At 55.6% G+C, this 25103-nt stretch carries 20 protein-coding genes; 13 read left to right on the top strand and 7 right to left on the bottom strand.

Annotation, left to right across the window (positions count from 1 at the left end; genetic code table 11):
• Positions 1–45 precede the first annotated feature (45 nt).
• Genes H6B30_RS04240 through nusB form a run of 5 tightly spaced genes read right to left on the bottom strand, consistent with a single transcriptional unit; the run spans position 46 to position 3419 of the window.
• Positions 46–510 carry a DUF5606 family protein gene (locus tag H6B30_RS04240; protein ID WP_205108249.1) on the bottom strand — a complete coding sequence of 155 codons (465 nt, stop codon included), beginning with the start codon at positions 508–510 and terminating at the stop codon, positions 46–48.
• 9 nt (positions 511–519) lie between these two features.
• Positions 520–1074, bottom strand: a complete 555-nt coding sequence (gene coaE, locus H6B30_RS04235; RefSeq protein ID WP_205108247.1) for a dephospho-CoA kinase — start codon at positions 1072–1074, stop codon at positions 520–522.
• On the bottom strand, positions 1071–2051 hold the full coding sequence (locus H6B30_RS04230) for a CdaR family protein (RefSeq protein ID WP_205108245.1): 981 nt from the start codon (positions 2049–2051) through the stop codon (positions 1071–1073). Before H6B30_RS04230 ends, coaE begins: the two co-directional genes overlap by 4 nt.
• Entirely contained in the window at positions 2052–2372 is a 321-nt protein-coding gene (gene yajC, locus H6B30_RS04225; RefSeq protein WP_205108243.1) for a preprotein translocase subunit YajC, read from the bottom strand. It lies immediately after the preceding gene.
• A gap of 15 nt (positions 2373–2387) precedes the next feature.
• Positions 2388–3419 (bottom strand): transcription antitermination factor NusB, encoded by a 1032-nt coding sequence (gene nusB, locus H6B30_RS04220; RefSeq protein ID WP_205108242.1) that lies wholly within the window; start codon positions 3417–3419, stop codon positions 2388–2390.
• Positions 3420–4245: 826 nt separating this feature from the next.
• Between nusB and H6B30_RS04215 the strand changes: the two genes are divergently transcribed.
• From H6B30_RS04215 to H6B30_RS04155, 13 genes are all read left to right on the top strand, one after another.
• Positions 4246–4848 carry a 50S ribosomal protein L25/general stress protein Ctc gene (locus H6B30_RS04215; protein WP_205108241.1) on the top strand — a complete coding sequence of 201 codons (603 nt, stop codon included), beginning with the start codon at positions 4246–4248 and terminating at the stop codon, positions 4846–4848.
• On the top strand, positions 4848–5417 hold the full coding sequence (pth, locus tag H6B30_RS04210; protein ID WP_205108240.1) for an aminoacyl-tRNA hydrolase: 570 nt from the start codon (positions 4848–4850) through the stop codon (positions 5415–5417). Before H6B30_RS04215 ends, pth begins: the two co-directional genes overlap by 1 nt.
• A complete protein-coding gene (locus H6B30_RS04205) occupies positions 5418–5837 on the top strand; it encodes an RNA-binding S4 domain-containing protein (RefSeq protein ID WP_205108239.1) in 420 nt (139 codons plus the stop codon).
• Positions 5838–5876: 39 nt separating this feature from the next.
• A complete protein-coding gene (locus H6B30_RS04200; RefSeq protein ID WP_205108238.1) occupies positions 5877–6986 on the top strand; it encodes a hypothetical protein in 1110 nt (369 codons plus the stop codon).
• Positions 6986–7558, top strand: a complete 573-nt coding sequence (purN, locus tag H6B30_RS04195) for a phosphoribosylglycinamide formyltransferase (RefSeq protein ID WP_205108237.1) — start codon at positions 6986–6988, stop codon at positions 7556–7558. Before H6B30_RS04200 ends, purN begins: the two co-directional genes overlap by 1 nt.
• A 304-nt stretch (positions 7559–7862) precedes the next feature.
• Positions 7863–8126: a hypothetical protein gene (locus tag H6B30_RS04190; RefSeq protein WP_205108236.1), complete on the top strand. Its 264-nt coding sequence runs from the start codon at positions 7863–7865 to the stop codon at positions 8124–8126.
• A gap of 82 nt (positions 8127–8208) precedes the next feature.
• The gene (locus H6B30_RS04185; protein WP_205108235.1) at positions 8209–8898 is read left to right on the top strand and encodes a queuosine precursor transporter; all 690 of its coding nucleotides are present in this window, start codon (positions 8209–8211) and stop codon (positions 8896–8898) included.
• 39 nt (positions 8899–8937) lie between these two features.
• Positions 8938–9429 carry a preQ(1) synthase gene (gene queF, locus H6B30_RS04180; RefSeq protein WP_205108234.1) on the top strand — a complete coding sequence of 164 codons (492 nt, stop codon included), beginning with the start codon at positions 8938–8940 and terminating at the stop codon, positions 9427–9429.
• A 121-nt stretch (positions 9430–9550) separates the two neighbouring features.
• Positions 9551–11821 (top strand): patatin-like phospholipase family protein, encoded by a 2271-nt coding sequence (locus tag H6B30_RS04175; RefSeq protein WP_205108233.1) that lies wholly within the window; start codon positions 9551–9553, stop codon positions 11819–11821.
• Between the two features lie 343 nt (positions 11822–12164).
• Positions 12165–13940, top strand: a complete 1776-nt coding sequence (locus H6B30_RS04170; protein ID WP_205108232.1) for a hydroxymethylglutaryl-CoA lyase-like TIM-barrel protein — start codon at positions 12165–12167, stop codon at positions 13938–13940.
• Between the two features lie 235 nt (positions 13941–14175).
• The gene (locus H6B30_RS04165; RefSeq protein ID WP_205108230.1) at positions 14176–14721 is read left to right on the top strand and encodes an HDIG domain-containing metalloprotein; all 546 of its coding nucleotides are present in this window, start codon (positions 14176–14178) and stop codon (positions 14719–14721) included.
• 920 nt (positions 14722–15641) lie between these two features.
• Positions 15642–18569: a putative LPS assembly protein LptD gene (locus tag H6B30_RS04160; RefSeq protein ID WP_338088939.1), complete on the top strand. Its 2928-nt coding sequence runs from the start codon at positions 15642–15644 to the stop codon at positions 18567–18569.
• A 41-nt stretch (positions 18570–18610) separates the two neighbouring features.
• Positions 18611–20872, top strand: a complete 2262-nt coding sequence (locus H6B30_RS04155; RefSeq protein ID WP_205108228.1) for a cation:proton antiporter — start codon at positions 18611–18613, stop codon at positions 20870–20872.
• A 118-nt stretch (positions 20873–20990) separates the two neighbouring features.
• Here the strand turns inward: H6B30_RS04155 and H6B30_RS04150 are convergent, their stop codons facing one another.
• Both H6B30_RS04150 and H6B30_RS04145 read right to left on the bottom strand, forming a co-directional pair.
• Positions 20991–22985, bottom strand: coding sequence for an FG-GAP repeat domain-containing protein (locus tag H6B30_RS04150; protein ID WP_205108226.1), 1995 nt, complete (start codon positions 22983–22985; stop codon positions 20991–20993).
• Positions 22986–23439: 454 nt separating this feature from the next.
• Positions 23440–25101 carry a RagB/SusD family nutrient uptake outer membrane protein gene (locus H6B30_RS04145; protein WP_205108224.1) on the bottom strand — a complete coding sequence of 554 codons (1662 nt, stop codon included), beginning with the start codon at positions 25099–25101 and terminating at the stop codon, positions 23440–23442.
• Between the last annotated feature and the right edge of the window lie 2 nt (positions 25102–25103).

The following is a 25103-nucleotide window of genomic DNA, read 5'->3' as shown; positions in this document are numbered from 1 at the left end:
CCAATGGACTGCATGCTTTATGTGAATGAAGCGTGGCAGTGGGCATTATGCCTCTTCCTGCTCTTCTTTTTTCTCAAGGCGGTTGTCTATGTTGTCGCCTTCGGTGGGCTTCATTTCCTCGTCAAAGTTGGTGATACCGTTGTTTACAAGTATGTTGTACCATTGCAGCAGCTTCTTGATGTCGCTGTTGTGGACGCGGTCCCTGTCGAAATTGGGCAGCACCTTGGCAAAGTACTCACGCAGTTCGTCGTTGTTTGCCTTCTTGTAGTTTATCGAGGCGGGCTTCCCTTCTTCCAGGTTCTTGATGCTGGTAAGCACTTTGTGCAATGGCACGTCGTCGGTATCGGTGTACATGGCTATGTCGGCGAGCGACGTAATCCTGTCTGCCGCGAATGCAGGCATGCGGCGGTGGGTTTCGTCGATAGCCTCGACGATGAGGCTGTTTTTGGCTCTTGACACGAGTTTATAGAGCCCGGGTTTGCCTGAAATGGCTAAGATTGTCTGTAACATGATCTATTCTTATTTCAGTTTATTGATTAGTTGGTCTATTTGCTTGTCTATGTCAGACTGTCCGTCGTTGACGATGACGAAGTCCGCCAGCCTTTCCACCTCGTCCTGCGGCATCTGCCTTGAGAGCCATTCGCGCGCCTTGGCCTCGGTGATGTTGTCGCGTGCCATCACGCGCTGCAGGCGGACGTGCTCAGGGGCGGTCACCGCCACCACGAAGTCTACAAGGTTGTTGAATCCCGATTCGTAGAGTATGGCGCATTCCATCCACTCTGCCCCGCTCCTGTTGAAGTCGTCGGCCACTGCCGGGTGCACAATGCCGTCTATTGCCTTGGCATTGGTCTCGGAGGCAAGCAGGAACTCGGCCACCCTGGCCTTGTTCAGCCTGCCGTCTGTGTAGGTGTCGGGGCCGATGAGGCGCGACAGTGCTTCCATTATGGCGGGCGAGGTGCGCATGAGCCGCTTGGCAGCGCTGTCACAGTCGTACACGCTTATGCCCCGTGCCGCCAGGCGTGCGCAGACGTAGCTTTTGCCGCTGCCTATGCCGCCGGTGATGCCCGTTTTCATTCTTCTTCTATAAGGTAGTCAACTTGTTTTATGTTTAGCGACGGTCGCGAAATGCCGTTGGGCACCGACTTCAGGTATATGTTGCACTTGTCGGATGGGTTTTTCATTATCTCGGCATAGTCGGCAACTACCACGAAGTCTTGCGCCTTGATGTTTCTGAATTGGCTTACTCCGGTGACAAACCTCACCGTCACTTTCGACGGGAACGTGCGCAGCACCTTGCCTTCTGGCATGTTGATGCCCTTGACGGGTATGTCGCTGATGCTTTCTTCGGTGAGAACGTCGGTATGGAACGCCACTTTCACTCTGTCGGGAACGGCCTTCACGCCGCGTATTTTCTGTAGCTTGCAGGTGACGGACAGTGTGTCGCGGAAGTTGGCATAGTTGAGTTGCTCGGTGTATATCACCTTGATGCTGTCGAGTTTTTCCTGCGAGGCGTAAATGCTGACGCTGTCGGGGAAGTACTCGACGTGCGAGATGAAGTACAGGTGTTCGGGGATTACCCTCCCGGTCCATTTCACCGGCACCCTCTTGCTTAGTCCGTAGTTGAAGAAAATCTCCAGTTTGTCGGGCTTGGACCCCACAATCTTGGTTGATGCCGACAGCTGCTGGTAGATGAGCCGTTGCAGTTCGGATGCCGGTATGGCACTGTATCCGTTGCCCTTGGCGTAGGTCTTGAAGTTTATTGTAAGCGGGCGCATGCCTTCGCCGTAGAGATAGCTTATGAGCATCAGGCCCTTGTCGCGCAGTGTAACCTTGACGGTGTCGAGCTCGTCGGAGGTGAGCACCACGTTCTTGGGCACGTTGACGATGCGCACAGGTATCTCCACTTCTTTCTCGTATGTCTCGTTGAGGGTCATCATCAGCCAGAAGACGCCCGACAATGCAAGGAAGAACAAAAAGGTCAGAAACTCCTTATTCACTGAGCTGAATAGGAAGTTCCTGACCAGTTGCTTTATGTCGCGCCGGCTATCCATTTACTTTGTTATCTGCGAGCTGGTCGGGTCTTTGAATATGTAGCCCTTGTCGACCTTGATGACCACGCCGCGTGCTATTTCCACCTCGACGATGTTGGCAGCTAGGTCAATTCGCTTTACGGTGCCGTAGATGCCGCCGCCGGTAACCACAGAGGTTCCCTCGGCGATAGAGTTCTGGAATTTCTGTATCTCCTTTTGCTTCTTCTGCTGCGGCCTTATCATAAAGAAGTACATGATGGCGAACATTGCTATCATCAGGATGATGAAGCTCATGCTGCTTCCGCCTTGTGCGGCCTGTGCGGCCAGGATAGTCGTTGTCATTGTCGTTACTCTTTTTTATTGTTTGTTTTGTTCGTTGTTTTCGCTCTCGTCGGCCGTTTCGTAGCTGTTGGCTTCGTTGCCGTTGTCTTCTTTGGCCTTGTCGCGCTTGTTGCGTGGCTCGTCCATGTGCTTCATCAGCCGTCCGGTCTGTATCAGGTGGCGGGCTATGGCGTCGAGCATCCCGTTGATGTATCCGCCGCTGCGTGGCGTGCTGTAAAGCTTTGCTATGTCTACGAACTCGTTGATGGTGACGCTTATGGGTATGGTGGGGAACGTCATGATTTCTGCGAGTGCTATCTGCATGATCACGATGTCCATGTATGCCAGTCGGTTGAAGTCCCAGTTGTGTGACGCCTCGCTCATGTACCGCTGGTATTCGTCGGCATTCATGATGGTGGCGCGGAACAGTTTGCGAGCGTAGTCGCGGTCTTCCTCGCTGTCGTATTCGGGCAGCAGTTCCTGCTTGGCGGCGTTTTTCTCGTCGAACCGCTTTATGGTCTTGAGCACAAACGTGTCGACAATCTCCTTGTCGTCGTTCCAATAGAGGCTCTGTTCCTCGAGCAAGGCGTCGAGCTCCTCGTTTTCCTGTATCAGCGTGCGGTATATCTTGCGCCACAGCTCCCTGTCGGCTGCATACGAGTCGTCGGTGTCGGCCATGTAGTCTTTGTATATCTGGCTTTCCGTTATTTGCTTGTACAGCTTCCTTACAAACTCGATTTCGTTGTCCCACGTCTTCTTTTGCGTTTCGATGAAGTCGTTGAGCATCTTGTTTTCCTCGAGTTGCAGCGCGAACCTGTTGTATGCGAATTTCTGCGAAGGCATGTCTGTGCCTTCCCTCCTGGCCCTGCTCTGCACTATTTCAATCTGTCGGCGTGCTTCCTTGGTTATGCTTACGATGAGCGCCAGCATGTAGTTATACAGGTCGTAGGCTTTTGAGAGGCTGAAGAACAGCTCCTTTTCTGCCGAGTCAATATTCTTGTTGCCGTTTTGATAGTAGGCGTAGGTTAACTGGACTATCTTTATCCTTATTATTTCTCGATTGATCATACTTTTCTAAATGTAGACTCTCTAATCCTTACGTGCCGCAGGCAGGCTTCTGCCCACTAACGAGTGCAAATTTAGATAAAAATCTTTTATGTTGCAAGAATTATGTCGTTTAATTGAGTTTTTTTATGAAAGTGGATTGTTGGGGGCTGCCGCCGCGGGGCCGTCGGGCTGCCGCGGGGCTTGCCCTTGCGGCAGCTGGCAGGCCATGTCGCCGCCGGCACGCGATGCTGCGGCGGGCTGGCGGTGGCTGGCGGGGTGGGGTGGGCTGCCGTATGTTTTGAATCTTTTACAAACAAAAGTCGCAAGGCAGGTGCCCGCGGCTGGTTTCGGCCCATGGCTATGGCGCCGCATGGGTCGGTGGCCGGGCCCGTTGCTCCGCCGTCGGGGCCGTTTGGGCCTGCCGCATCATGGTTTTTGACGGCCGAAACGGCCTCCGCCGGATGCCGAAACGGGCCGTCTTGGCTTGCCGAACGGGCCGTTTCACGCCGGCGCGGCGTTGCCTTGGCTGGCTGTTTTGGCTGTGCCCGGCGCGAAACGGCTGTAAGCCAGCGGGTTGGCTCGTTAGCCCGCATTTGGCCATCCTGGCTGGTTAGGCCGCCGGCCGTGGCAAATGCCGCGCTGTCGGGCCAGATAATCCTTGCCCTGATCAGGCATGCAAAGTCTCGTTGCGTGGCCGTCGGTATGTTATTTTGAGTGAAATGCTTGCGTGATTGAATAAAAACATGTAACTTTGCACCGCTTTTTCAGACACATCGAAATTAGCATTCGTGTGATGGTGAATTAAGCGCAACAATGTAAAAACTTAATTTAGAGTAACACTTACAAGATGAAAGAAATCGAACTTAAAGGCACAAAGCGCACCGAGACAGGCAAGAAGGCCACAAAGTTGCTGCGCAAGGAAGGACTTGTTCCGTGTAATGTTTATGGCGAGAAGAAGGGTGAGAACGGGCTTCCCGAAGCTCTGTCGTTCGCCGTTTCAATGCGCGACCTCCGCAAGATTGTCTACACGCCCCACATCTATGTGGTCAACCTCGTCATCGACGGCGAGAGCCACACGGCTGTGATGAAGGAACTGCAGTTCCATCCGGTTACCGACCAGGTGCTGCACGTAGACTTCTACGAGGTTAACGACCAGAAGCCAATCACCATCGGCATCCCCGTCAAGCTCAACGGACTGGCTCAGGGTGTGCGCGACGGTGGCCGCATAAACCTCTCTATACGCAAGATCAACGTTACTGCTCCCTACCAGGTTATCCCAGAGCATCTTGACATCGACGTCACTTCGCTCCAGTTGGGCAAGAGCATCAAGGTGGGCGACCTGAGCTTCGAGGGCCTCGAGCTGGCTACTCCGGCAGATGTGATCGTATGTTCGGTTAAGGCCACACGTGCGTCTCGTTCGGCCGCCGCAGCAGCTGAAGCAGGTAATTGATGGATAAGTACTTGATTGTTGGGCTGGGCAATGTCGGACAGGAGTACGACATGACCCGCCACAACACAGGATTCATGGTATTGGACGCTTTTGCAAAGGCGTCCAATATTGTTTTTGACGACCGCCGTTACGGCTTTGTGGCCGAGACCAGCCTGAAAGGGCGCAAGATATTCCTGCTCAAGCCGACCACGTTCATGAATCTCAGCGGCAATGCCGTGCGCTATTGGCTGGCCAAGGAGAAGATAGACGTCGAGCGGATGCTCGTCGTTGTCGACGACCTGGCCCTGCCGTTGGGCTCGCTCAGGCTCAAGGCATCGGGCAGCAATGCCGGCCACAACGGCTTGGGCAACATACAGTCGGTGCTCGGCACCGAGCGCTACTGCCGCCTGAGGGTGGGCATAGGCAACGACTTCCCCCGCGGTATGCAGGTGGAGTGGGTGCTCGGGCGCTACAGCGACGAGGAGATGAAGGCCCTCGCCCCGGCCATCGACACGGCATGCGAGATGATAAGGAGCTTCGTGCTGGCCGGCGTCGACATCACTATGAACCAATACAACAAGAAAAGATAGATGGCAGAAGAGGCAAGGATAGACAAATGGCTGTGGGCGGCGCGGATATTCAAGACGCGCTCCATCGCTGCCGACGCATGCAAGAACGGCCGCGTCACGGTGGGCGGCACCAACGTGAAGCCCTCGCGCATGGTGAAGGTGGGCGAGACGGTGAGCGTGCGCAAGCCTCCCATCACCTACTCGTTCAAGATATTGCAGGCCATAGAGCAGCGCGTGGGGGCAAAGCTAATACCCCAGGTATACGAGAATGTGACCACGCCCGACCAATACGAACTGCTGGAGATGACCCGCATAAGCGGGTTTGTCGACCGGGCCCGCGGCACTGGCCGCCCCACGAAGAAAGAGCGCCGCTCGCTCGATGCGTTCATCGGTCCGTCGCTCGAAGGCTTCGACGACTGGGACGACGATGGTGACTATTGATTTGAGACAGTCGTAACAATTAAAAACTTTCTTACTAATATGAAAAAAATCAAGGATCTTGTGTTGGCCCTGTTGGCCGTTGCCATGCTCTCGTCGTGCATGTCTGACGGCAATTCCTATGCCGGATTCTTCGGGGTCAACGCCAATGGCGGCAGGCCCGTCTATGCCAACACGGCGTATGCCTTTCTTACTTTCGGCTCTTACGGCGCATGGCACATCGACCAGGAGTCGGGGGCCGATTGGTGCAAACTAGACCTCATGCAGGGCAATGGCGGGGCGTTCTATTCCATACCGGCTCGGTTTACGCTCAACACGACGGGCGAGTCGAGGGTGGCCCGCTTCGTTGTCAGGGACAACAGCAACGGCGACGACGCCTACGGCACGTTCTATTTCTCGCAGTATGCCACCCGCGGCGACGGCAGCCTGGGCAACGCCTCGCTCGTGACTGGCATCAGCGGCGACGACGGCAGCGCCATAACGATTGAGTATGACACGCTTTGCCGCCCGACGTTGCTCGTGATGGAGAAGAACGGCGAGCAGCTTCGCAGGCTGACCATCGGCTATCATACCAGCGACTCAACGGTGTCGGTGAGCGACGGTTCGTCGACCCTCACCGGCGTCTATGACCTTGGATACCAGACCGACCGCCTGCAGTCTGACCGCGACACCGTGGGATACTATGAGCAAAGCATATTTGCCGGCGACGCCGATGCCTTCAACGTGGAGGAGCACAAGTGGGGCGGCGAGTACACGGTGCAGGCATTGCTCTATACCAACGGAAGCCTGCGCGACGGCAACCCCGATGGCGAGTATGTGGCCGACAGCCTGCGTTACCAGCGTGGCAACGCCGAGGGAATTGTCTATCGCGAGATGCTCAAGCTGAGTTACAGCGACAACAGCAACCGCTGCCAGTCGGTAGACGTCAACCAACTGCTGCTCGGCATAGAGGAGTGCAACCCCTACCAGCTCGTAGCCATGTTCCGCGACGCCCGCAACAGCAAGATAATCTCTGAGGCATCTGCCGCCGACGGCAAGTTTGTTGTTGAGACAACGCTCAACTCCGACAAGAGTGTCAGCACCATGACCGTCACCAACAAGCAGGGCGCCAAGGTGAAATACACGTTCACTTACTCCAGCACTCTGCCCTGATGGTCAACGTAGCGATATTCGTCTCGGGCAGTGGCACCAACTGTGAGAACATAATCCGCCACTTCAGCGGCAGCGGGTCGGTTCGCGTTGCCCTCGTGCTGAGCAACCGCGCCGATGCCTATGCCCTTGTGCGCGCGTCGAACCTGGGCGTGCCCACCGCGGTCATGGCCAAGGCAGATTTCGCCGACGAGGCCAAGCTCATGGGACTGATGGACAGTCATCACATCGACTTCATCGTTCTGGCCGGCTTCCTGCTCATGGTGCCGCCTTTCCTCACGGAGCGCTATCCGCGCCGCATTGTCAACATACACCCGGCGTTGCTGCCCAAGTATGGAGGCAAGGGGATGTATGGCCACCATGTCCACGAGGCGGTGAGGGCGTCGGGCGACACCGAGACGGGCATCACCATACACTACGTAAGCAACGTGTGCGACGGCGGTGAGATAATATTCCAGGCCAAGACCCCGGTCTTGCCTACTGACACCCCCGACGACATAGCTGCCTCGGTTCACAAGCTCGAGCAGATGTATTTCCCCGAAGTGATTGAAAGGGTGATAGGCGAGGTGTTCTGACTTTATTCTCAGGCGTACGACATTCAAGCAATGCAAGGGCGTGAAAGCATATTTCACGCCCTTGCTGCGTTGTGTTTCCGGCCTTTGTCTTGTCCGTTGTGACTTCGCTGACGCAATGTGGCGTTCATGTCGTCACGCCGTTTCTTTGCCCTTGTCCGGCCCTTTGTTTCTGTTGTTGATGGCATTGCCATGCAACCGGGGGGCCATGTTGTTGGGCTCCAGTGGCTCTGCCCTGCAAGCGTTTTCCACATTATATTATATGCGTTTGTGGGATATCAGCCAGTTTTAGGCGTGGTAAAAGAACATGGCAGGTGACATTCCGCCTTTCATTGGCAAGTTGTTGGTAGTTCACCTTCAGGCAAAGGCTGAGGCGTTGTCGTCCATATTGTGGAAAGAGCAGGCAATATCCTATGCAGCTTTTGCCTGTGCATCTCAATGCAATATGGCATGGCTGGTTGGCAAACCGCGGCACAAGAAGCATGGAAAAACATTTAAAACAGGCGTTCATTTGTGGCTTGTGGAAAAGTATTTGGCTAAAGGTTGCAAGATGCTGGAAGTTTTTTCGTAACTTTGTACGCTTAAAATAGTGTGATCATCCCGCCACGGTGGCGGGTGGAGTGCTTGCCTAACCTCCATCAATAAAACAAGGAATGAACAAGAAAAGAGAACAAGTGAGTGTGCTGTTCATGCTGTTCGGCATACTGTTTTGCGTTTGCCTGATAACGGCAAACGTGCTTGAGACAAAGCAGATGGCCTTCGGGCCGGTGACGATTACCGGCGGTTTGCTGGTGTTCCCGGTGTCATACATCATCAACGACTGCGTTTGCGAGGTGTGGGGATTCCGCCGGGCGCGGCTGCTAATATGGGTTGGCTTCGCCATGAACTTCCTTTTCGTGATGTTCGGGGCCTTGGCCGACGCCATTCCCGGTGCCCCCTATTGGGATAACGACGAAGGGTTCCATGCCGTGTTCGGGCTCGCGCCGCGTGTGGCGGCAGCCTCGTTTGTGGCTTTCCTGGTGGGTTCGTTCATCAATGCCTACGTGATGAGCCGCATGAAACTGTCGCAGGGAGGCCGCCATTTCTCCGTCAGGGCGGTGGTGAGCACCGTGCTCGGCGAGTCGGCCGACTCGGTGGTGTTCTTTCCTCTTGCCCTTTCAGGCGTGGTTCCGATGAGCCAGATGCCCTCGCTAATTATCTCCCAGGTGGTCTTGAAGACCCTTTACGAGGTGCTGGCCCTGCCGCTCACCATCCGTGTGGTGGGCATCACAAAGCGGCATGAGGGCGAGGATGTCTACGACAACGGCATCAGTTACAATATATTTAATGTGCGCAACATCTGATGAAGCGCCAAGACAACATTATAAAACATACTTAAGGCAATGGCTGATTCAGGCAACAGGACAACCGAAGGGCTGCATGCTCTCGGTTCGAAAACAAAATATTCGATGGACTATGCACCGGAAGTGCTTGAGACTTTCGTCAACAAGCATCCGGAAAACGACTATTGGGTGCAGTTCAACTGCCCCGAGTTCACTTCTCTCTGCCCGATAACCGGGCAGCCGGACTTTGCCGAAATACGCATAATGTATATCCCGGGAGAGCGCATGGTGGAAAGCAAGAGCCTGAAACTATACCTGTTCAGTTTCCGCAACCACGGCGATTTCCACGAAGACTGCGTAAACATAATAATGAAAGACCTCGTAAAGCTCATGCAGCCCAAGTACATCGAGGTGACCGGTCTGTTCACTCCGCGCGGCGGAATAAGCATCCATCCATACGCCAACTACGGCATGCCAGGCACCAAGTATGAGGCTATGGCAGAGCGAAGGCTGGAATACTATGGCGGAACGCCGGTTCCGTCGAGGCCGTAGAGAGGGCTGTCGGCAAAATGCCGGCAGGCCTTTGCACACAGCAAGTGCCCCGCCAGCCCATCTGGCGAGCCTCAGGAGCTGTTCAGGCCGGAGCCATTCACCAAACATATAATAGTTGTATATGCCGGTAATACACCAACATAGCGCATGCATCGCCAGCGTGTCAAAGTCGCCGTGTCTGTCATCACGTGGTGGCTTGAGGGCGTTGTCGCTGCTCTTCGCCGTTCTTTTCGCTCTATGCTCGTTTGCCGGCGAGCGCAAGAAGGTGGCGGTGGTGCTCAGCGGCGGTGGCGCCAAGGGCATGGCCCACATCGGGGTCTTGAAGGTGATTGAGCGCGCCGGCATACCCGTCGACTACGTCGTAGGCACCAGCATGGGCGCAATAGTGGGCGGACTGTATGCCATCGGCTACGACGCGCCTACGCTCGACTCACTCGTGCGCTGCCAAGACTGGCGCTACCTCTTGTCCGACATGGTTGAGCCACGCAACCAGAGCATGCGTGAACGATACAACCAGGGAACCTACCTCTTGTCCCGTCCAATCATCCGAACCACCGGCCTGATGCCCGAGGGCGGGCTTGTGTCGGGCCACAACCTCTCAAACCTCTTCTCGTGGCTCACCGTTGGCTACCACGACTCCATCGACTTCAGGAACCTGCCCATACCGTTTGCCTGTGTGGCTACCGACATGGTGGACTACTCTGAGGTGGTTTTCCGCAGCGGATGGCTGTCGCAGGCCATGCGTGCGAGCATGGCAATACCAGGCGTCTTCACCCCGGTGAGGATTGATTCGATGGTGCTTGTCGACGGAGGGCTGAAGAACAACTACCCCGTAGACGTGGCCCTTGACATGGGCGCCGATGTCGTGATAGGCGTGACGCTGCAGAAGCCCGCCCGCTCATCAAAGGAATTGAACACTGCCGTCGACATTATCATGCAGCTGGTAGACTTCAGTGTGAAGAACAAGTTTGACGATAACGTAGGCCATACCGACGTGCAGATAGCCGTAGACACCAAAGACTACTCGTCGAAGAGTTTCTCGCCAAGCGCCGTCGACTCGCTGATAACCCTCGGCGAGCAGGCCGCCATGGCCCAATGGGATTCGCTCATGGCCCTCAAGCGCGCCATAGGGCTTGACTCTTCTTACGTGCCGAGGCGCTTGCACCGTGCGGCCGCGGTATTCAAGCCTCAGCGCATGAAACTCGCCGAGGTCGACTTTGAAGGTGTGAACCAAGCGGACAGCAGCTACATCACGCGCAAGTTCGGACTTGTCGAGGGCGACAGCGTGAGCCATGAGACACTCGAGAGCGTCATGGTGTCGCTCCGTTCAGACCTGATGTACTCATCGGCAGAATACTCACTGCGCCAGATGGCAGGCGGCTACTGGCTCCGCATCGTGGCCGGAAGGCGCAAGATGACCCAGCTCAACCTTGGTGTTAGGTTCGATACGGAAGAGACCGTGGCCCTGCAGGCCAACAGCGACTTCCGGCTGCCTATCCGGCTGCCTGTCGAGGTGTCGGTAACCGGCAGGCTCGGGCGGCGCTACATGGCCAACGTGTCGGCCACGGTGATGCCAGCCAACAGGCGCAACTGGACGCTGGACTACACATTCCGCTACAACGACATCAACATCTACAACGGCGGCAAGCGCGACTTTAACGTGACATACGATTACCATTCGGTAAAGTTGGGCATAATAAGCTTCAACCTCCGCAACTTCACCCTCGACCTGGCCGCGCGCTGGGAGAACTTCAATTACGGCACAATGCTCATCGGCGACGAGTTCAGCGACATGGTGTTCGGCGACGAGCATCTGTACAGCTACAACCTCTGGCTGAACTACAACTCAGAGAACGACCGTTATTTCACCACCCATGGCGCTTCGCTCGAGGCCGGCTACTCAATGTATACCGACGACTTCGTCCACTACCGCTCGTCTTCCCCCGTCCATGTCGTCAACGGACGGTGGCGTTTTGCCGTGCGGCTGACCGACCGCCTGACGCTCCAGCCGGCCGTGTATGGGCGCATATTGCTCGGCAACGAGATGCCGTGGTGCCTGAGCAACTTCATTGGCGGCGACTATGCCGGCCATTACGTGGAGCAGCAGCTGCCCTTTGCCGGCATCGGCAACATCGAGGTGGCTGACAACGCCTTTGTGGCTACAGGCATAAAACTGCAGCAGCGCATCATGGACAACAACTACCTGATAGCCCGAGCGGCGTTTGCGCTCAACTCAGGCAAGATACGCAATCTCATTGACAGCCCGCTGTTGCACGGCTACCAGCTGTCGTGGGCATACAATTCCATGTTCGGCCCCGTCAATGCAAACATCGGTTACTCGAGCAAGACGCGCCGCGTGTTTTTCTACCTCAACCTCGGCTATGAGTTCTGACGCAGCCCGCTGTGGGCTCATATTGCGCCGCATTAATGCCCGGCGGCAGTGCACCGGAATGCCAAGCCGGGGTGGCAGAACCACGCCACATACTGTTTGCATTGTATCTTTTACCGATTTATTTACAACCGACAGGCAAAATAAACGCCTACCTTTTATGCTTTTCAAATAATAATTCCTATATTTGCAATCGGATAGGCCATTGCGCCATGTGCCTTCAGATTACCCTCTGTGCACTTGGGTTAATGTCTTTCCGCCAGCCACGTGGCCGCATGATTGCCAACCTATGAAGCGCTTGTGCGGCCGGTGGGTAAGTATCACGGTTTAAATTAAGGAAAAGGTTATGAAGAAAAGAATCCAGTTCAGTCTCGTTTACCGCGACATGTGGCAATCTTCCGGAAAGTTCCAGCCACGCAAGGACCAGTTGGAGCGCATCGCTCCAGTCATAATTGACATGGGCTGCTTTGCCCGTGTGGAGACCAACGGCGGTGCATTTGAGCAAGTCAACCTGCTTGCCGGTGAGAACCCTAATGCAGCCGTGAGAGCATTTTGCAAGCCATTCAATGAAGTCGGCATCAAGACCCACATGCTTGACCGCGGCCTCAATGCCCTGAGAATGTATCCTGTGCCCGACGACGTGCGCCGTCTGATGTACCGGGTGAAGCATGCCCAGGGTGTCGACATACCCCGAATATTCTGCGGTCTCAACGATGTGCGCAACATCATACCGAGCATCAAGTGGGCAGCCGAGGCCGGCATGACCCCCCAGGGCACGCTCTGCATCACCACATCGCCCATACATACGGTTGAATACTACAGCAACATAGCCGACCAGCTGATAGAGGCCGGCGCCCCCGAGATATGCCTCAAGGATATGGCCGGAATAGGTCAGCCAGCCATGCTGGGCGCCCTGACCAAGGCTATCAAGACAAAGCACCCCGACATAATCATACAGTACCACGGCCATTCGGGCCCCGGCCTGTCCATGGCCTCGATACTTGAGGTGTGCAACAACGGTGCCGACATCATCGACACGGCCATCGAGCCGCTCAGCTGGGGCAAGGTTCACCCGGACATCATATCTGTGCAGAGCATGCTAAAGAACGAAGGCTTCGACGTTCCAGAGATTAACATGAACGCATACATGCAGGCCCGCTCGCTCACACAGGAGTTCATCGACGAGTGGTTGGGCTATTTCATCAACCCGGCCAACAAGCACATGTCTTCGTTGTTGCTCGGTTGCGGACTGCCCGGCGGCATGATGGGCTCGATGATGGCCGACATGGGTGGCATACGCAACGTCATCAACGGCATATTGCGCGGCAAAGGCGAGAAAGAGCTGAGCATGGACGACATGCTGGTCAAGTTGTTCGACGAGGTGGCCTATGTATGGCCTCGCGTTGGTTACCCGCCACTGGTCACGCCGTTCTCGCAGTATGTAAAGAACATCGCCCTGATGAACCTGCTCACCCTGACCCAGGGCAAGGGCCGCTTCGTGATGATGGACGACTCAATGTGGGGCATGATACTCGGCAAGAGCGGCAAGGTGCCCGGAACCATCGACCCGGAGCTCATCGCCCTGGCCGAGAAGCAAGGCCGCAAGTTTACAGACGACGACCCGCACACGCTGCTGCCCGACGCCCTCGACGGCTTCCGCGAAGAGATGCAGAAGAACGGGTGGGAGGCAGGACCCGACGACGAAGAGCTCTTCGAACTGGCCATGCACCCCGAGCAGTACCGCAACTACAAGAGCGGACAGGCCAAGAAAAACTTCCTTGTCGACCTGCAGAAGGCCAAGGACGCGCGCCTCGGCTCACAGCTGACGCCCGAGCAACTGGCTGCCCTGAAGCATGCCAAGGCCGATGCCATAGTGGCCCCGTTGGGCGGACACCTGTATTACGAGTTTGGCGGCGCCAGCGAGTGTGCTCCTTGCCTCGAGCCGTTCATCGGACAGCACTACAAGGAGGGCGACACTTTCTGTTACATCCAGGCCAAGTGGGGCGAGATTGTGCCGGTGCCATCCGACCTCGGCGGCAAGCTGGTTGAGGTCACCGCACGCCAGGGAGCCAACGTTCGCCGTGGCGACATACTCGGCTGGATAGAGCGCGACAAGGATTAACGCCCGGCTGTGGCCGGCGCAATGAAGTCGGGAACCGTGCCTTGCGGTGTGTGGCTGCAGCCTGCCATGTGGCTGTCGTGCGGCGTCGGGCCGCATGATGCCACACTGCGCGGGGCGGTTCCCGGCTGCCGTCTTTGCCCGGCTGCCGCGATATAGTCTGACAACGGCTGCTACCAGGAGCTGCAGGCTGCAGTTAACAGTTGACAAAAACCAACATACAGCAATCATATCAGTTATGCAATCACAATTTGTGACAGACATCATAAACAAGTGTTATCCCGAAGACAACGAGTTGCGCAGGCTGTTGTTGAGGCACAGCCGCGACGTTGCCGACCGCGCCTTGGCCATAGTGAAGAAGCACCCCGAGCTGGGTCTCGACGCCCAGTTTGTTGAAGACTGCGCCATGCTTCACGACATTGGCATCTTCATGACCGACGCCCCGAGCATCCACTGCCACGGAACGGAGCCTTACATACGCCACGGCATTTGCGGGGCAGCCATAGTAAGGGCAGAGGGATGGCCCGACTACGCCAGCGTGTGCGAGCGCCACACCGGGGCAGGCATAAGCCGTAGGCAGGTAGAGGAGCAGCGATTGCCGCTCCCGCCACAAGACTATCTGCCGCTGACGCTTACGGAACAGGTGGTTTGTTATGCCGACAAGTTCTTCTCAAAGTCGCACCCCGACCGTGTGCGCACTGTCGAGCAGGCAGCCAAGAGTCTGTCGAAGTTTGGTGACGAAGGCTTGGGGCGGTTTATGCGATGGGCCTCGATGTTTGAGTGACGGGGGCTTGTTTCAGCCCCCACTGGCGGCCCTTGCCTTCCGCTTGCCTCCCGTTGCGGTAGGCGGAGTTGACAGTCAAGGGCCTCGCCAGGCTGCCATCCCACGTTGAGCAAGGCCATACGGTTGTGATGGCCTTGCCCGTTTATAGCCCGCGTGCAGCCGCAGGCCAATGCCATTTATGCCATCCTGCCTGCTGCCGTGCCTCCCGCCAGCCACCATCCCATAGCCTGTCTCTTGCCGGCAACCATGCCTTGCGTTGGCCCGTTGCTCCTTGGGCCGCATGGGCGGCCAATCACGGCGGCAACACAATGCAATTGTTGCGGGAACAGGCAAACCGCTCTGTTGCGCTGTTTTTCCGGCATCTTAACTCCACCCGGCAAGCGCTTTCACCTACGACTTTACTTTCAGTCTTTCTGCATCAGTGCCGTCGGTTTTCAATATGTGCCGTTTGACATTGCAATATGGCCCGTTTTGCACCACCGAACGGGCCGTTTTGCAAGGCCATACGGCCCGTCTTGCGCCCAGGCTCGGTTGGCGGCCCTGCCACGGGCCGCCCCGGTGGTCTGCCGTCACGCAGCCCGCTTGCCATCAAGGCGGTAGCGTGGCGCAATGATGTGGCTGTGCCATTTCCAGAATTGCGGCCCGGAAACCTCCCCAAAGCCATTGTTCCCCCACAGCGTCAGCATGGCCGCCTGGTGAATGTGATTGCATTTTGCCAAGCCGCCAAATAGCTCCCGTCCCCTTGCCGGCAACCGGCGTGCCGTCTGTGCACATCGGCTGCCGTGGCCAATGCCCTCGTGGCTGCCGCCCGCGGGCCGTGGCGCAGCACGGCGTTGGGCTAAGTCAAAACCGCAGGCTCATTAACGTTAAATATTTGAAAGCAATGTGTTATTCGCCATTTTATAATTAATTTTGCAGCCGTGAGAAAAAAGACATTGATATTTTTGATGCTTTTCGCCTTCATTTTTGTGATGGCGGGGGTGCCGCTTGCCCCGATGGGCAGGTCGGTTCAGGCCGTGTCGGCCCCCGATTCAGGCAGCAAGGCAGGCGACTCACTTGTGCTCAGGCATGTGGCCCCTGTGTCGCTTTACGACAAGGGCGCCCTGGCATCGCTGCAGGGCGTTTCAGCCAGAATACCCACGGCCCTCGGCAGTGACGCCGCCGCCCAGGGCCCCGACACAACAAAGATGGACTCGCTGCAACTGGCCATATACCATCATAATAAGGCTATCGACGACTCACTGGCTTTCGATAGCCTTAACCGTCAGAAGAAAAACGGCATCGACGCCCCTGTTGTCTACTCGGCCGAAGACTCACTGATATACGAAGGCGCCACGGGCCTGGCCTATCTCTTTGGCGATTCTCACGTGAAATATGAGAACATGGACCTCACGAGCGAGAAGGTATACATGTCGATGGACAGCAGTCTGGTGCATGCCACCGGCGCACGCGATTCGTCGGGTGCCATGTTCGGCACCCCGGTGTTTGTCATGGGCAGCGACACCTACGAGAGCGACACCATGGCTTTTAACTTCAAGACAAAGAAAGGACTCATCAACGAGGTGTATACAGCCCAGCAAGACGGATTCCTTACCAGCGAGCTGTCGAAGCGGGCATCGTCGGGCGAGCTCTTCCTGCAGCACGGCCGCTATACCACCTGCGACCAGCCACACCCCGACTTCTACATAGCCCTGTCGAGGGCAAAGGTGCGCCCGGGCAAAGACGTGGTGTTCGGCCCGGCATACCTTGTCATCGCCGACGTGCCGCTGCCGCTTGCCGTGCCCTACGGCTTCTTCCCGTTCACCAAGAGCTACTCAAGCGGATTCATCATGCCTACCTATGGCGACGAAACCGAGCGTGGCTTCTATCTGCGCGACGGAGGCTATTACTTTGCCATCAGCGACAAGATGGACCTCAAGTTGCTTGGCGAAATATACACCAAGGGCTCGTGGGGACTGTCGGTAGCCTCCAACTACCGCAAGCGCTACCGCTACAGCGGCAGCTTCTACGCCAGCTACCAGAACACAATCAACGGCGAGAAGAACATGCCCGACTACTCAAAGCAGACGAGCTTCAAGATACAGTGGAGCCACCGCCAGGACGCCAAGGCCAACCCCTTCCGCACGCTGTCGGCAAGTGTCAACTTCGCCACGAGCAGCTACGAGCGCAACAACCTGACCAGCATGTACAACCCGCAGAGCTACACGCAGAGCACGCGTACCTCGTCGGTCAGCATGACAAACACATTCTCAAACATCGGGCTGACGCTGAGCACCACCATGAACCTCAACCAGCGCATGCAAGACTCAACCATCTCGCTCACGTTGCCCGACCTGAACATCTCGCTGAGCCGCATATACCCATTCAAGAGAAAGAAGATGGCAGGCAAGGAACGGTGGTACGAGAAGATATCGCTGAGCTACACCGGACAGCTGAGCAACTCTATAACGACAAAGGAAAACAGGCTGCTGCACTCCAGCCTTACGCGCGACTGGCGCAACGGCATGCAGCACAACATACCCATCAGTGCCAATTTCACGCTCTTCGACTATCTGAACATCAATCCGCAGTTTACGTTCACCGACCGCATGTACACCAACAAGATAATGCGTTCGTGGGACACGGAGAACCAGCGTGAGGTGACCGACACCATCGACGGATTCTACAACCTGTACAACTGGCGCCTCAGCGTGTCGGCATCTACCAAGCTCTACGGCATGTATGTGCCTTGGCGCAAGCTCTTCGGCGACAAGATTGTGGCCATCCGCCACGTGTTCACGCCGCAGGTAAGCTTCAACTATGCGCCCGACTTCGGCGCAAGCCGTTACGGCTACTATGAGACTTACCAGCGCACCGACGCCGACGGCAACGTGTCGCTGGTGGAATACTCGCCGTATTCCAACGGGCTCTTCGGAGTGCCGGGCAGGGGCAAGACGGGAAGCATATCGGTAGACATATCAAACAACATTGAGATGAAGCTGCGCTCCGACGACGATTCAACCGGGTATAAGAAGGTGAGCATCATCGACGAGCTTGGGGCGAGCATGTCGTACAACATGGCTACCGACATCAGGCCGTGGAGCGACCTGAACACCCGGCTGCGCCTGAAGCTGACAAAGAACTACACCTTCAACCTCAACGCCACCTTTGCCACATACGCCTACGAGCTCGACGAGAACGGCAACCCGCGCGTGAGCGACCACGTGACGCGCTACAGCCAGGGCAAGTTCGGACGCTTCCAGGGCATGTCGCAAAACATATCCTATACACTCGACAACAACAAGGTGATGAACTTCATCAAGTGGCTCAAGGGAGAGAAGGTGAAGAAAGACGACGATGAAGACAAGCCCGCCGAGGAGGAAGAAGACTATCTCGACCCTGAGACCAACGAGGACAAGACCCTGCAGGAGGGGCAGAGGGGGGCAAAGAAGAAAGATGCCGGCAAGGCCGAGACCGATGAGGACGGCTACATGAAGTTCAGCATACCATGGTCGCTTAGCTTCGGCTATGGCATATCCATGCGCGAAGACGTGGGCGGCAACTTCAATTACGACAAGATGCGCTATCCCTACGCGTTCACCCAGACCCTGAACTTCAGCGGCAACATACGCCTCAGCGACGGATGGAACATCAGCTTCTCGTCTGGTTACGACTTTGAGAACAAGAAAATATCCATGACCACGGCATCACTCGGCCGCGACCTACATTGCTTCAACATGTCGTGTTCGGTTGTATTGTCGCCATACACAAGCTATAACTTCTCGTTCCGCTGCAACGCAGCCACGCTAACCGACGTGCTCAAGTACGACAAGCGCAGCAGCTACAGCAATGCCGTGCAGTGGTATTGACACTACCGGAAGGGGTGTCCCTATAATTACAATTTGCCGTTATGTCCGAATTAGATCCGCTGATAAAGGACCTTGCGCTCATTCTCGTCGTGGCAGGCATCGTGACGCTGGTCTTCAAGCGACTCAAGCAGCCGTTGGTTTTGGGTTACATCATGGCTGGCTTTGTGGTCAGTCCGCAGTTTCCTTATACAATATCTGTTGTCGACATTGACAACGTTAGGGCATGGGCCGACATCGGGGTGATATTCCTGTTGTTTGCGCTCGGCCTCGATTTCTCGTTCAAGAAGATTCTGAAGATGGGCATGGCCCCCGTCATCGCAGCCTGCACAATCATATTCTGCATGATGGTGTCGGGCATGACCGTTGGCAAAATGTTTGGCTGGACACATATGGACTGCATTTTCCTCGGCGGAATGCTGGCCATGAGCTCTACCACCATCATCTACAAGGCATTCGATGACATGGGCTTGCGACAGCAGCGTTTCACCGGGCTGGTGATGAGTGTGCTCATTCTCGAGGATGTGCTGGCCATAGTGCTCATGGTCATGCTGTCTGCCCTGGCCCATGGCAGCAGCCCCGACGGCGGCGAGATGATAGGCATAGTGGTGCGCATACTGTTCTTCCTTGTGCTGTGGTTCGTGGTCGGCATCTTCCTCATACCAATGTTCCTGAGGCGCATGAGGGGCGTCATCAACGACGAGACGCTGCTTGTGGTGGCCTTGGGCTTGTGCTTCCTCATGGCAGTGGTGTCGGCCGAGGTGGGCTTCAGTAGCGCTTTCGGTGCGTTTGTCATGGGCAGCATACTTGCCGAGACGATAGAGGCAGAGAAGATAATAAGGGTGGTAGAGCCCGTCAAGAACCTGTTTGGGGCCATATTCTTCGTGTCGGTGGGCATGCTGGTCGAGCCGAGCGTCATTGCCGAATATGCGGTGCCTATAGTGGTGTTGGTGCTTGCCATACTCATGGGGCAGGCCGTGTTTGGCTCTTTTGGCTATCTCATAAGCGGCCAGCCGCTGAAGACGGCCATGAAATGCGGTTTCTCGATGGCACAGATAGGTGAGTTTGCATTCATCATCGCCTCGCTCGGCCTGTCGCTCGGCGTCATAGGCAAGTTTCTCTATCCCGTCGTTGTGGCCGTGTCGGTGATAACCACATTCCTCACGCCATACATGATACGTTTTGCCACGCCTTGCTACACGCTGATGGAGCGCCGTTTGCCGCCGCGGGTCATTGCCACGCTCAACGGCATCACGCTGAGCCGCCCGTCTACGTCGGCCGCAAAGAGCAAGTGGAAGAGCCTGCTCACCCAGATGGCAACCAACACGTTGGTATACTCCATACTGTCGTTTGCCGTGATATTCCTAATGTTCACGTTCTTCCTGCCGTTTGTCCGCCATTTGCTTGTAGGATGGCACTGGACGGCAAACTTCATCTGCGGGGCAATCACGGTGATGGTCATGTCGCCATTCTTGCGTGCCATGGTAATGAAGAAAAACCACAGCCGCGAGTTTAAGGCGTTGTGGGCCGAGAGCCGCAAAAACCATCTGCCGCTCATATTCACCGTTATTGTACGCGTGGCCGTGGCCTGCTCGTTCGTGTTCTACGTTTGCAATTATCTCAGCCGGTTTACCAATGCGCTTATGATAACCATTGCCTTGGCGGTGGTTGTGCTTATGGTGCTTTCGCGGGGGCTTAAGATGGAGAGCATCAGGATGGAGCGTATGTTTGTGCAGAACCTGCGTTCGCGTGACATCGAGGCCCAGGTGCGCGGCCGCAAGCGCCCGCTTTACGAGGGACATCTGCTCGACCGCGATGTCCACATGGCCGATTTGGACATTCCTGCCGCATCGACGTGGGCAGGCAAGTCACTGCGTGAGCTTGAGTTGCGCAACCGGTTCGGGGTTCATGTGAGCAGCATACTCAGGGCAAACAGGAGGCTGAACATACCCGATGGCCATTCGGTGGTTTTCCCCGGCGACCGCTTGCAGGTGATAGGCAGCGACGAGCAGCTGTCGGCCTTGGCTAAGGCAATGAGGCAGGAGGTCTATGGCGACGACGCCGACATGGAGAAACGAGAGACCAAGTTGAGGCAGATGGTGGTCACGGCCGGCAGCCCATTGCTCGGAAAGACATTGCGCGAGAGTGGCATACGCGATGTCTACGGATGCCTGGTGGTGGGCATCGAGGAAGGCAAGGAAAACCTTTCGCAGCCCGATCCGTCGCGGACTTTCGCCCTGGGCGACGTCGTATGGATAGTAGGCGAGGACGATGCGCTCGCCAGGCTCATGCACAACGATGGGTGAGCGTACACGCAGCATATAAAAGAGGCAGAGCCACGGCTCTGCCTCTTTTATATGCTGCGCCTTGCGCCCCTTGTGTTTGCGTTGTCCACAGGCCAACGCATGGGGTACGGCTGCTGTTTTATTTCACGACCTTAGTCGTCTTGTTGCCTTGCTTTACTATGTAAATGCCGCGTCCCAGGCCTTCGGTGGTGTTGCCCATGTATACTCCGTTTACATCGTATACAGTGGTCGTTTCATCCTTTACGGCTTGTGCGCTTTGTATGCCGGAGGATATGCTGATTTCTGCCTTAGTGAATTCGCTTGCCGTCCAGTCGTTCTTCACTGTCTGCACACCTACCTCATAGTCGCCGTCGGGCACAGAGATGGTGTAAGCCATCTCGGCCGGATTGTCGCTGCGCAGCAGTGCCTGCAGGCTGTGGAACACTTTCAGCTTGCCTGTCACGGGGTCGGCGGGAATGATCATCGACATTGCGCCGGTGGCCTTGTTCTTAACATATACGTTGTAGGCGTTGCCCAGTTCAAACTCGTCGCCGACGAACCTCACTGTCAGCTTGCCGTTTTCTGTCGACTCGGCTTTTACATCTGTCGGTGCGACGGGAGCCTGTATGTTGTCGGTGCACAATCCGTCGTAGTACTCGTAAGCAGTGCTGTTCGAGCCGGCTATGCTGAATCCGTAGCCATCGCCGATGAGGTCGATGGCACCGTCGCCGTTGAGGTCGGCAACCTCATAGGCTCCTCCGTCAAAATGGCGCAGCGTCTGTTGGAGTGAGAACGTGCCGTCGGGGTTCTGGAACTGTATTCGTGTGCCCCACTGCTTGTTGTCTACGTTGGTCCATCCACCGTCGATGATGTCGACAAGCCCGTCGTGGTTGATGTCAACAAGTCGGAGAGTCGACTCGGCCGAGCCGTAAATGCCGTTGCCTGCATCGACAGAGCTGAGTGTGAAGTTGAAGTCGCCGTCGCAATTGTTTAGGAATATGTCGCCGCGCTTGGGGCTGTTGGGTGTCGGGTCGGTGCCGAACGAAACGATGTCGAGCCATCCGTCGTTGTTCACGTCGGCCAATGCGAGGTCGCTCTCGTATACTGGCACGAACGCCTTGCCTTTCAGGTCGAGCTCCTGGAACGTGCCGTCACCGTTGTTCTTGTAAATGTAGAAGCAAGGGCCGTCGTTAGAGTAGCCGCTGGCCACTATGTCGAGCCAGCCGTCATTGTTGAGGTCGCCCATGATGGTGGCACCGTGCGACATGGGCTTTGCTATCATCGTAGGCTTCATGGTGCCCGATTCCACGTCGGCCTCAAACAGGTCTGTGGGCATTGGGTTCTGCTCGTAGGGTATGGGGTTGAACACATGCTGCTCTGTGAAAGTGCCGTCGCCGTTGTTCTTGTAGAGTGCCAGCAGGCGTTTGTATTGCATCACCCGTCCGTCATCGCCATCCTCGGCCCAGCGCTTCATGCACTGAATCAATATGTCTGTATAGCCGTCGTTATTGTAGTCGCCGAACGACAGTGACGAGTTGTTCATGCTCGGCAGGTTCTTCTCGTTGTCGCCGGTGGGGAACGTGCTTATGTCGGCGAACGTGAACTTTCCGCCTTCGTTTTTCATCAGGTAGGTGTAAAAGCCTTTCTGGTCGCCAACATTCTCGGCCGGCTCAAATCCCATCTCGTTTTTGCCGGTGAGGTAGAGGTCGAGCAGCCCGTCGTTGTTGAAGTCAAGCCAGCGCCCGTAGTTGAATGTCGAAGGCGGCAGGCCGAGCAACGACGAATAGTCGCCCTCGGGCGATCTTGCGCCGATATACCTGGACCATGTCCACTTGCCCGGAGCGGTGCTTTGGTAAAGGTAGCCGCTGGTGAGCCAGTTGAGGTCGAGCTTCTCTTTTGTCTCGGGGTCTTCCCATGCCCATTTTGAATCGGCGCCCTCAAATCCTTGGCCACCGTAATAGAAGTCGGGCGTGCCGTCGTTGTTGACGTCGCCTATGATTGGCGTGCTACGGTGAACAGGTGACAGTTCGGCCGACTTCTCTTCGTTCAGCTGGAATACCTGCGCTTGGGCAGACGCTGTTGCCCCGAGCGCCATTGCTATAAGCAATGAGTTTGTCAATGTAGAATGTTTCATAACAATGCTGTTTTATGTTACAATTATTTATACGTTTCAGGTAGTGTACGTTTGCGTTTCTGATGCAAAGCTATCAAATAAAAGATATATTTGCCGCAACTATTGTTGCGAAAGATGCAAAGGATGTGTCTAAATTCCGATAAAACATATTTGGTAAGACAAATTTTGTATTTCGGGGCTGTTTTTCGGCAATTTGAAGTTGCTGCCGTCTGCCAGCGGTTATGATTTGTGTTGTGGCTGATTCAAGTGTTTGTGGTATGGTGGGGCAGTGGGCAGGCCAGTTACGCGGCCTATGCAGTGTCCCTTGGATTGCCCGCAATCATTCGGGCCATATACCTTTGCGCCTTCATAGCGGCTGGCGCCGCAGCGGCGATGCAGGTATATGGCCCGGTCGTTAAGTGAGCAATGGGGGCGGATGTGGTCCGTTGCCGTCAGCGTAAGTTGGGGTGTCTGCCTATCTTGCAAACCACGCCGATATGTCCAAAAGCCTTTGTTTCATGGCCTCGCTGTTGGCATGTTTGGCCGCAACCTTCTCTGCCATTAGTGCAGGGTGGTCATGGCGGTGGTGAGAAATGCGAAGTAGGTCGAAAAACCTGTTGCCTTCGAAGCATGTCTCGGCAGCCATCTCATTGAGTATGGCCTTTTCAACAAAGTCGGTAGTGTCGGCATCTGCCGGAATTACGTATTGCTCCCTGTCCCATACGATGCCAAGGCCAAGACCCCTTGCCGCCGTGCCGATGTTCTGGTCGTATTGTGCGGCTTGGAAATTGATGTATGCCGGATAGCGTTTAACCTCGTTTGAGTCTACCCTGTGCTGTATGGTGTCATACATATTTTTGTTCAGTCCGTACTTGAGAACGGCGAAAGCTGTTGTGGGATAGCCGGCGCGATTGATGGCTTCGGCATATCTAAGGTATATGGTTGACGGGCGCACCATGGCCAGCGACAGCAGGGGGCGTTGTTCGAGCGCGTCGGTGACCGTTCCGCTAAGGTTGTTGTAGAACTTTGTGATTACCATTTCTTGTGGGTTGGCAGCAGGCAGCTGGGCCAGGTCGGCATGCCCGAAGGCATCGGCCGCCAGTGCCCCTGAGGCCATTTCGGCCGCCCCTCGCAAGTCGCCGTTGAAGTAGCGCGATATAGCTTGCCCATTGTCGGTGTGGAAATGCGTCCTCGACATCATCCATTCAGTAAACTGAGCTGCAGGCAACAGGCTTGGTTTATCGCTATATGTGAGCTTGCGCATCTGGCTGTGTGTGGCACGAAGGTCGGAGTTGAATATCTGTCGGGTAACAACATCGTTTTTGTAGGCCTGCATATTGCCCGTCTGCAAGTTCTGCCTTGTGGCCGACTCCCACGTGTTGGCGTATGTTCTGCTTACCACGATGTTGCGGCTCGCAATGAGGCTGTAATAAGCCTCGGCGGCTTTGTCGTACATATTATTATAAAGGTATAAGTCGCCGAGTAGCATCTTTGTCGGGTAAAACAGTTCTGTAGACGTCCAGTTGTCTATCGTTCCGTAGTCGAGCGGTCGTGCATCGGCTATGGGGCTTATGTCGGCAATGAGTTTCTGTGACAGTTCGTCGATGCCGATGTTTGCGTCAGCCGGAACCATGCTGCCAATCGAAGTCAAAGGCATTGTGAAATAATTTACCCTTCCGAAGATCAGTGCCATCTGCCAGTAAGTGTAAGCTCTGAGCGTCTTAACCTGTGCGTACTCCGGCATCATCACTTTGTTCTGGCCTTCAGTGATGCTGGTGTCCATGCGTGCAATGATATAATTGCAATTGTTTATTATGGAATAAAAGTCGCGGGCAATGGCATAACTGTTGTCTGCCGCAAAGCTGATGTCGTTTATTTCTTTCAGGTCGGTCGATGCATATTCGCGGTCGACAGTCATCAGGTCGCCACGCAACTCGCCCATGATTAATATCCTGTCGGCCACTTGCTGCAACTGAGCCAAAACCCCAATGACAGAGTAAATGGAGTCGTTAGGGTTGTTCAGTTCGTGCTGGTCGTCGTAAGCAATACGGCCGGATTCAGTGTCCATTATGTCCTCGCAGGCTGTGGCACAGCAGATGAGGAATATGCCGCATATTACGTTTATTATCTTTTTCATAT

The organism is Marseilla massiliensis (assembly GCF_016899955.1).
GTDB classification, from domain to species: Bacteria; Bacteroidota; Bacteroidia; order Bacteroidales; family Bacteroidaceae; genus Prevotella; species Prevotella intestinigallinarum.
The sequence above is the reverse complement of the archived record's forward strand: the minus strand, read 5'-3'. Positions and strand labels throughout refer to the sequence as shown.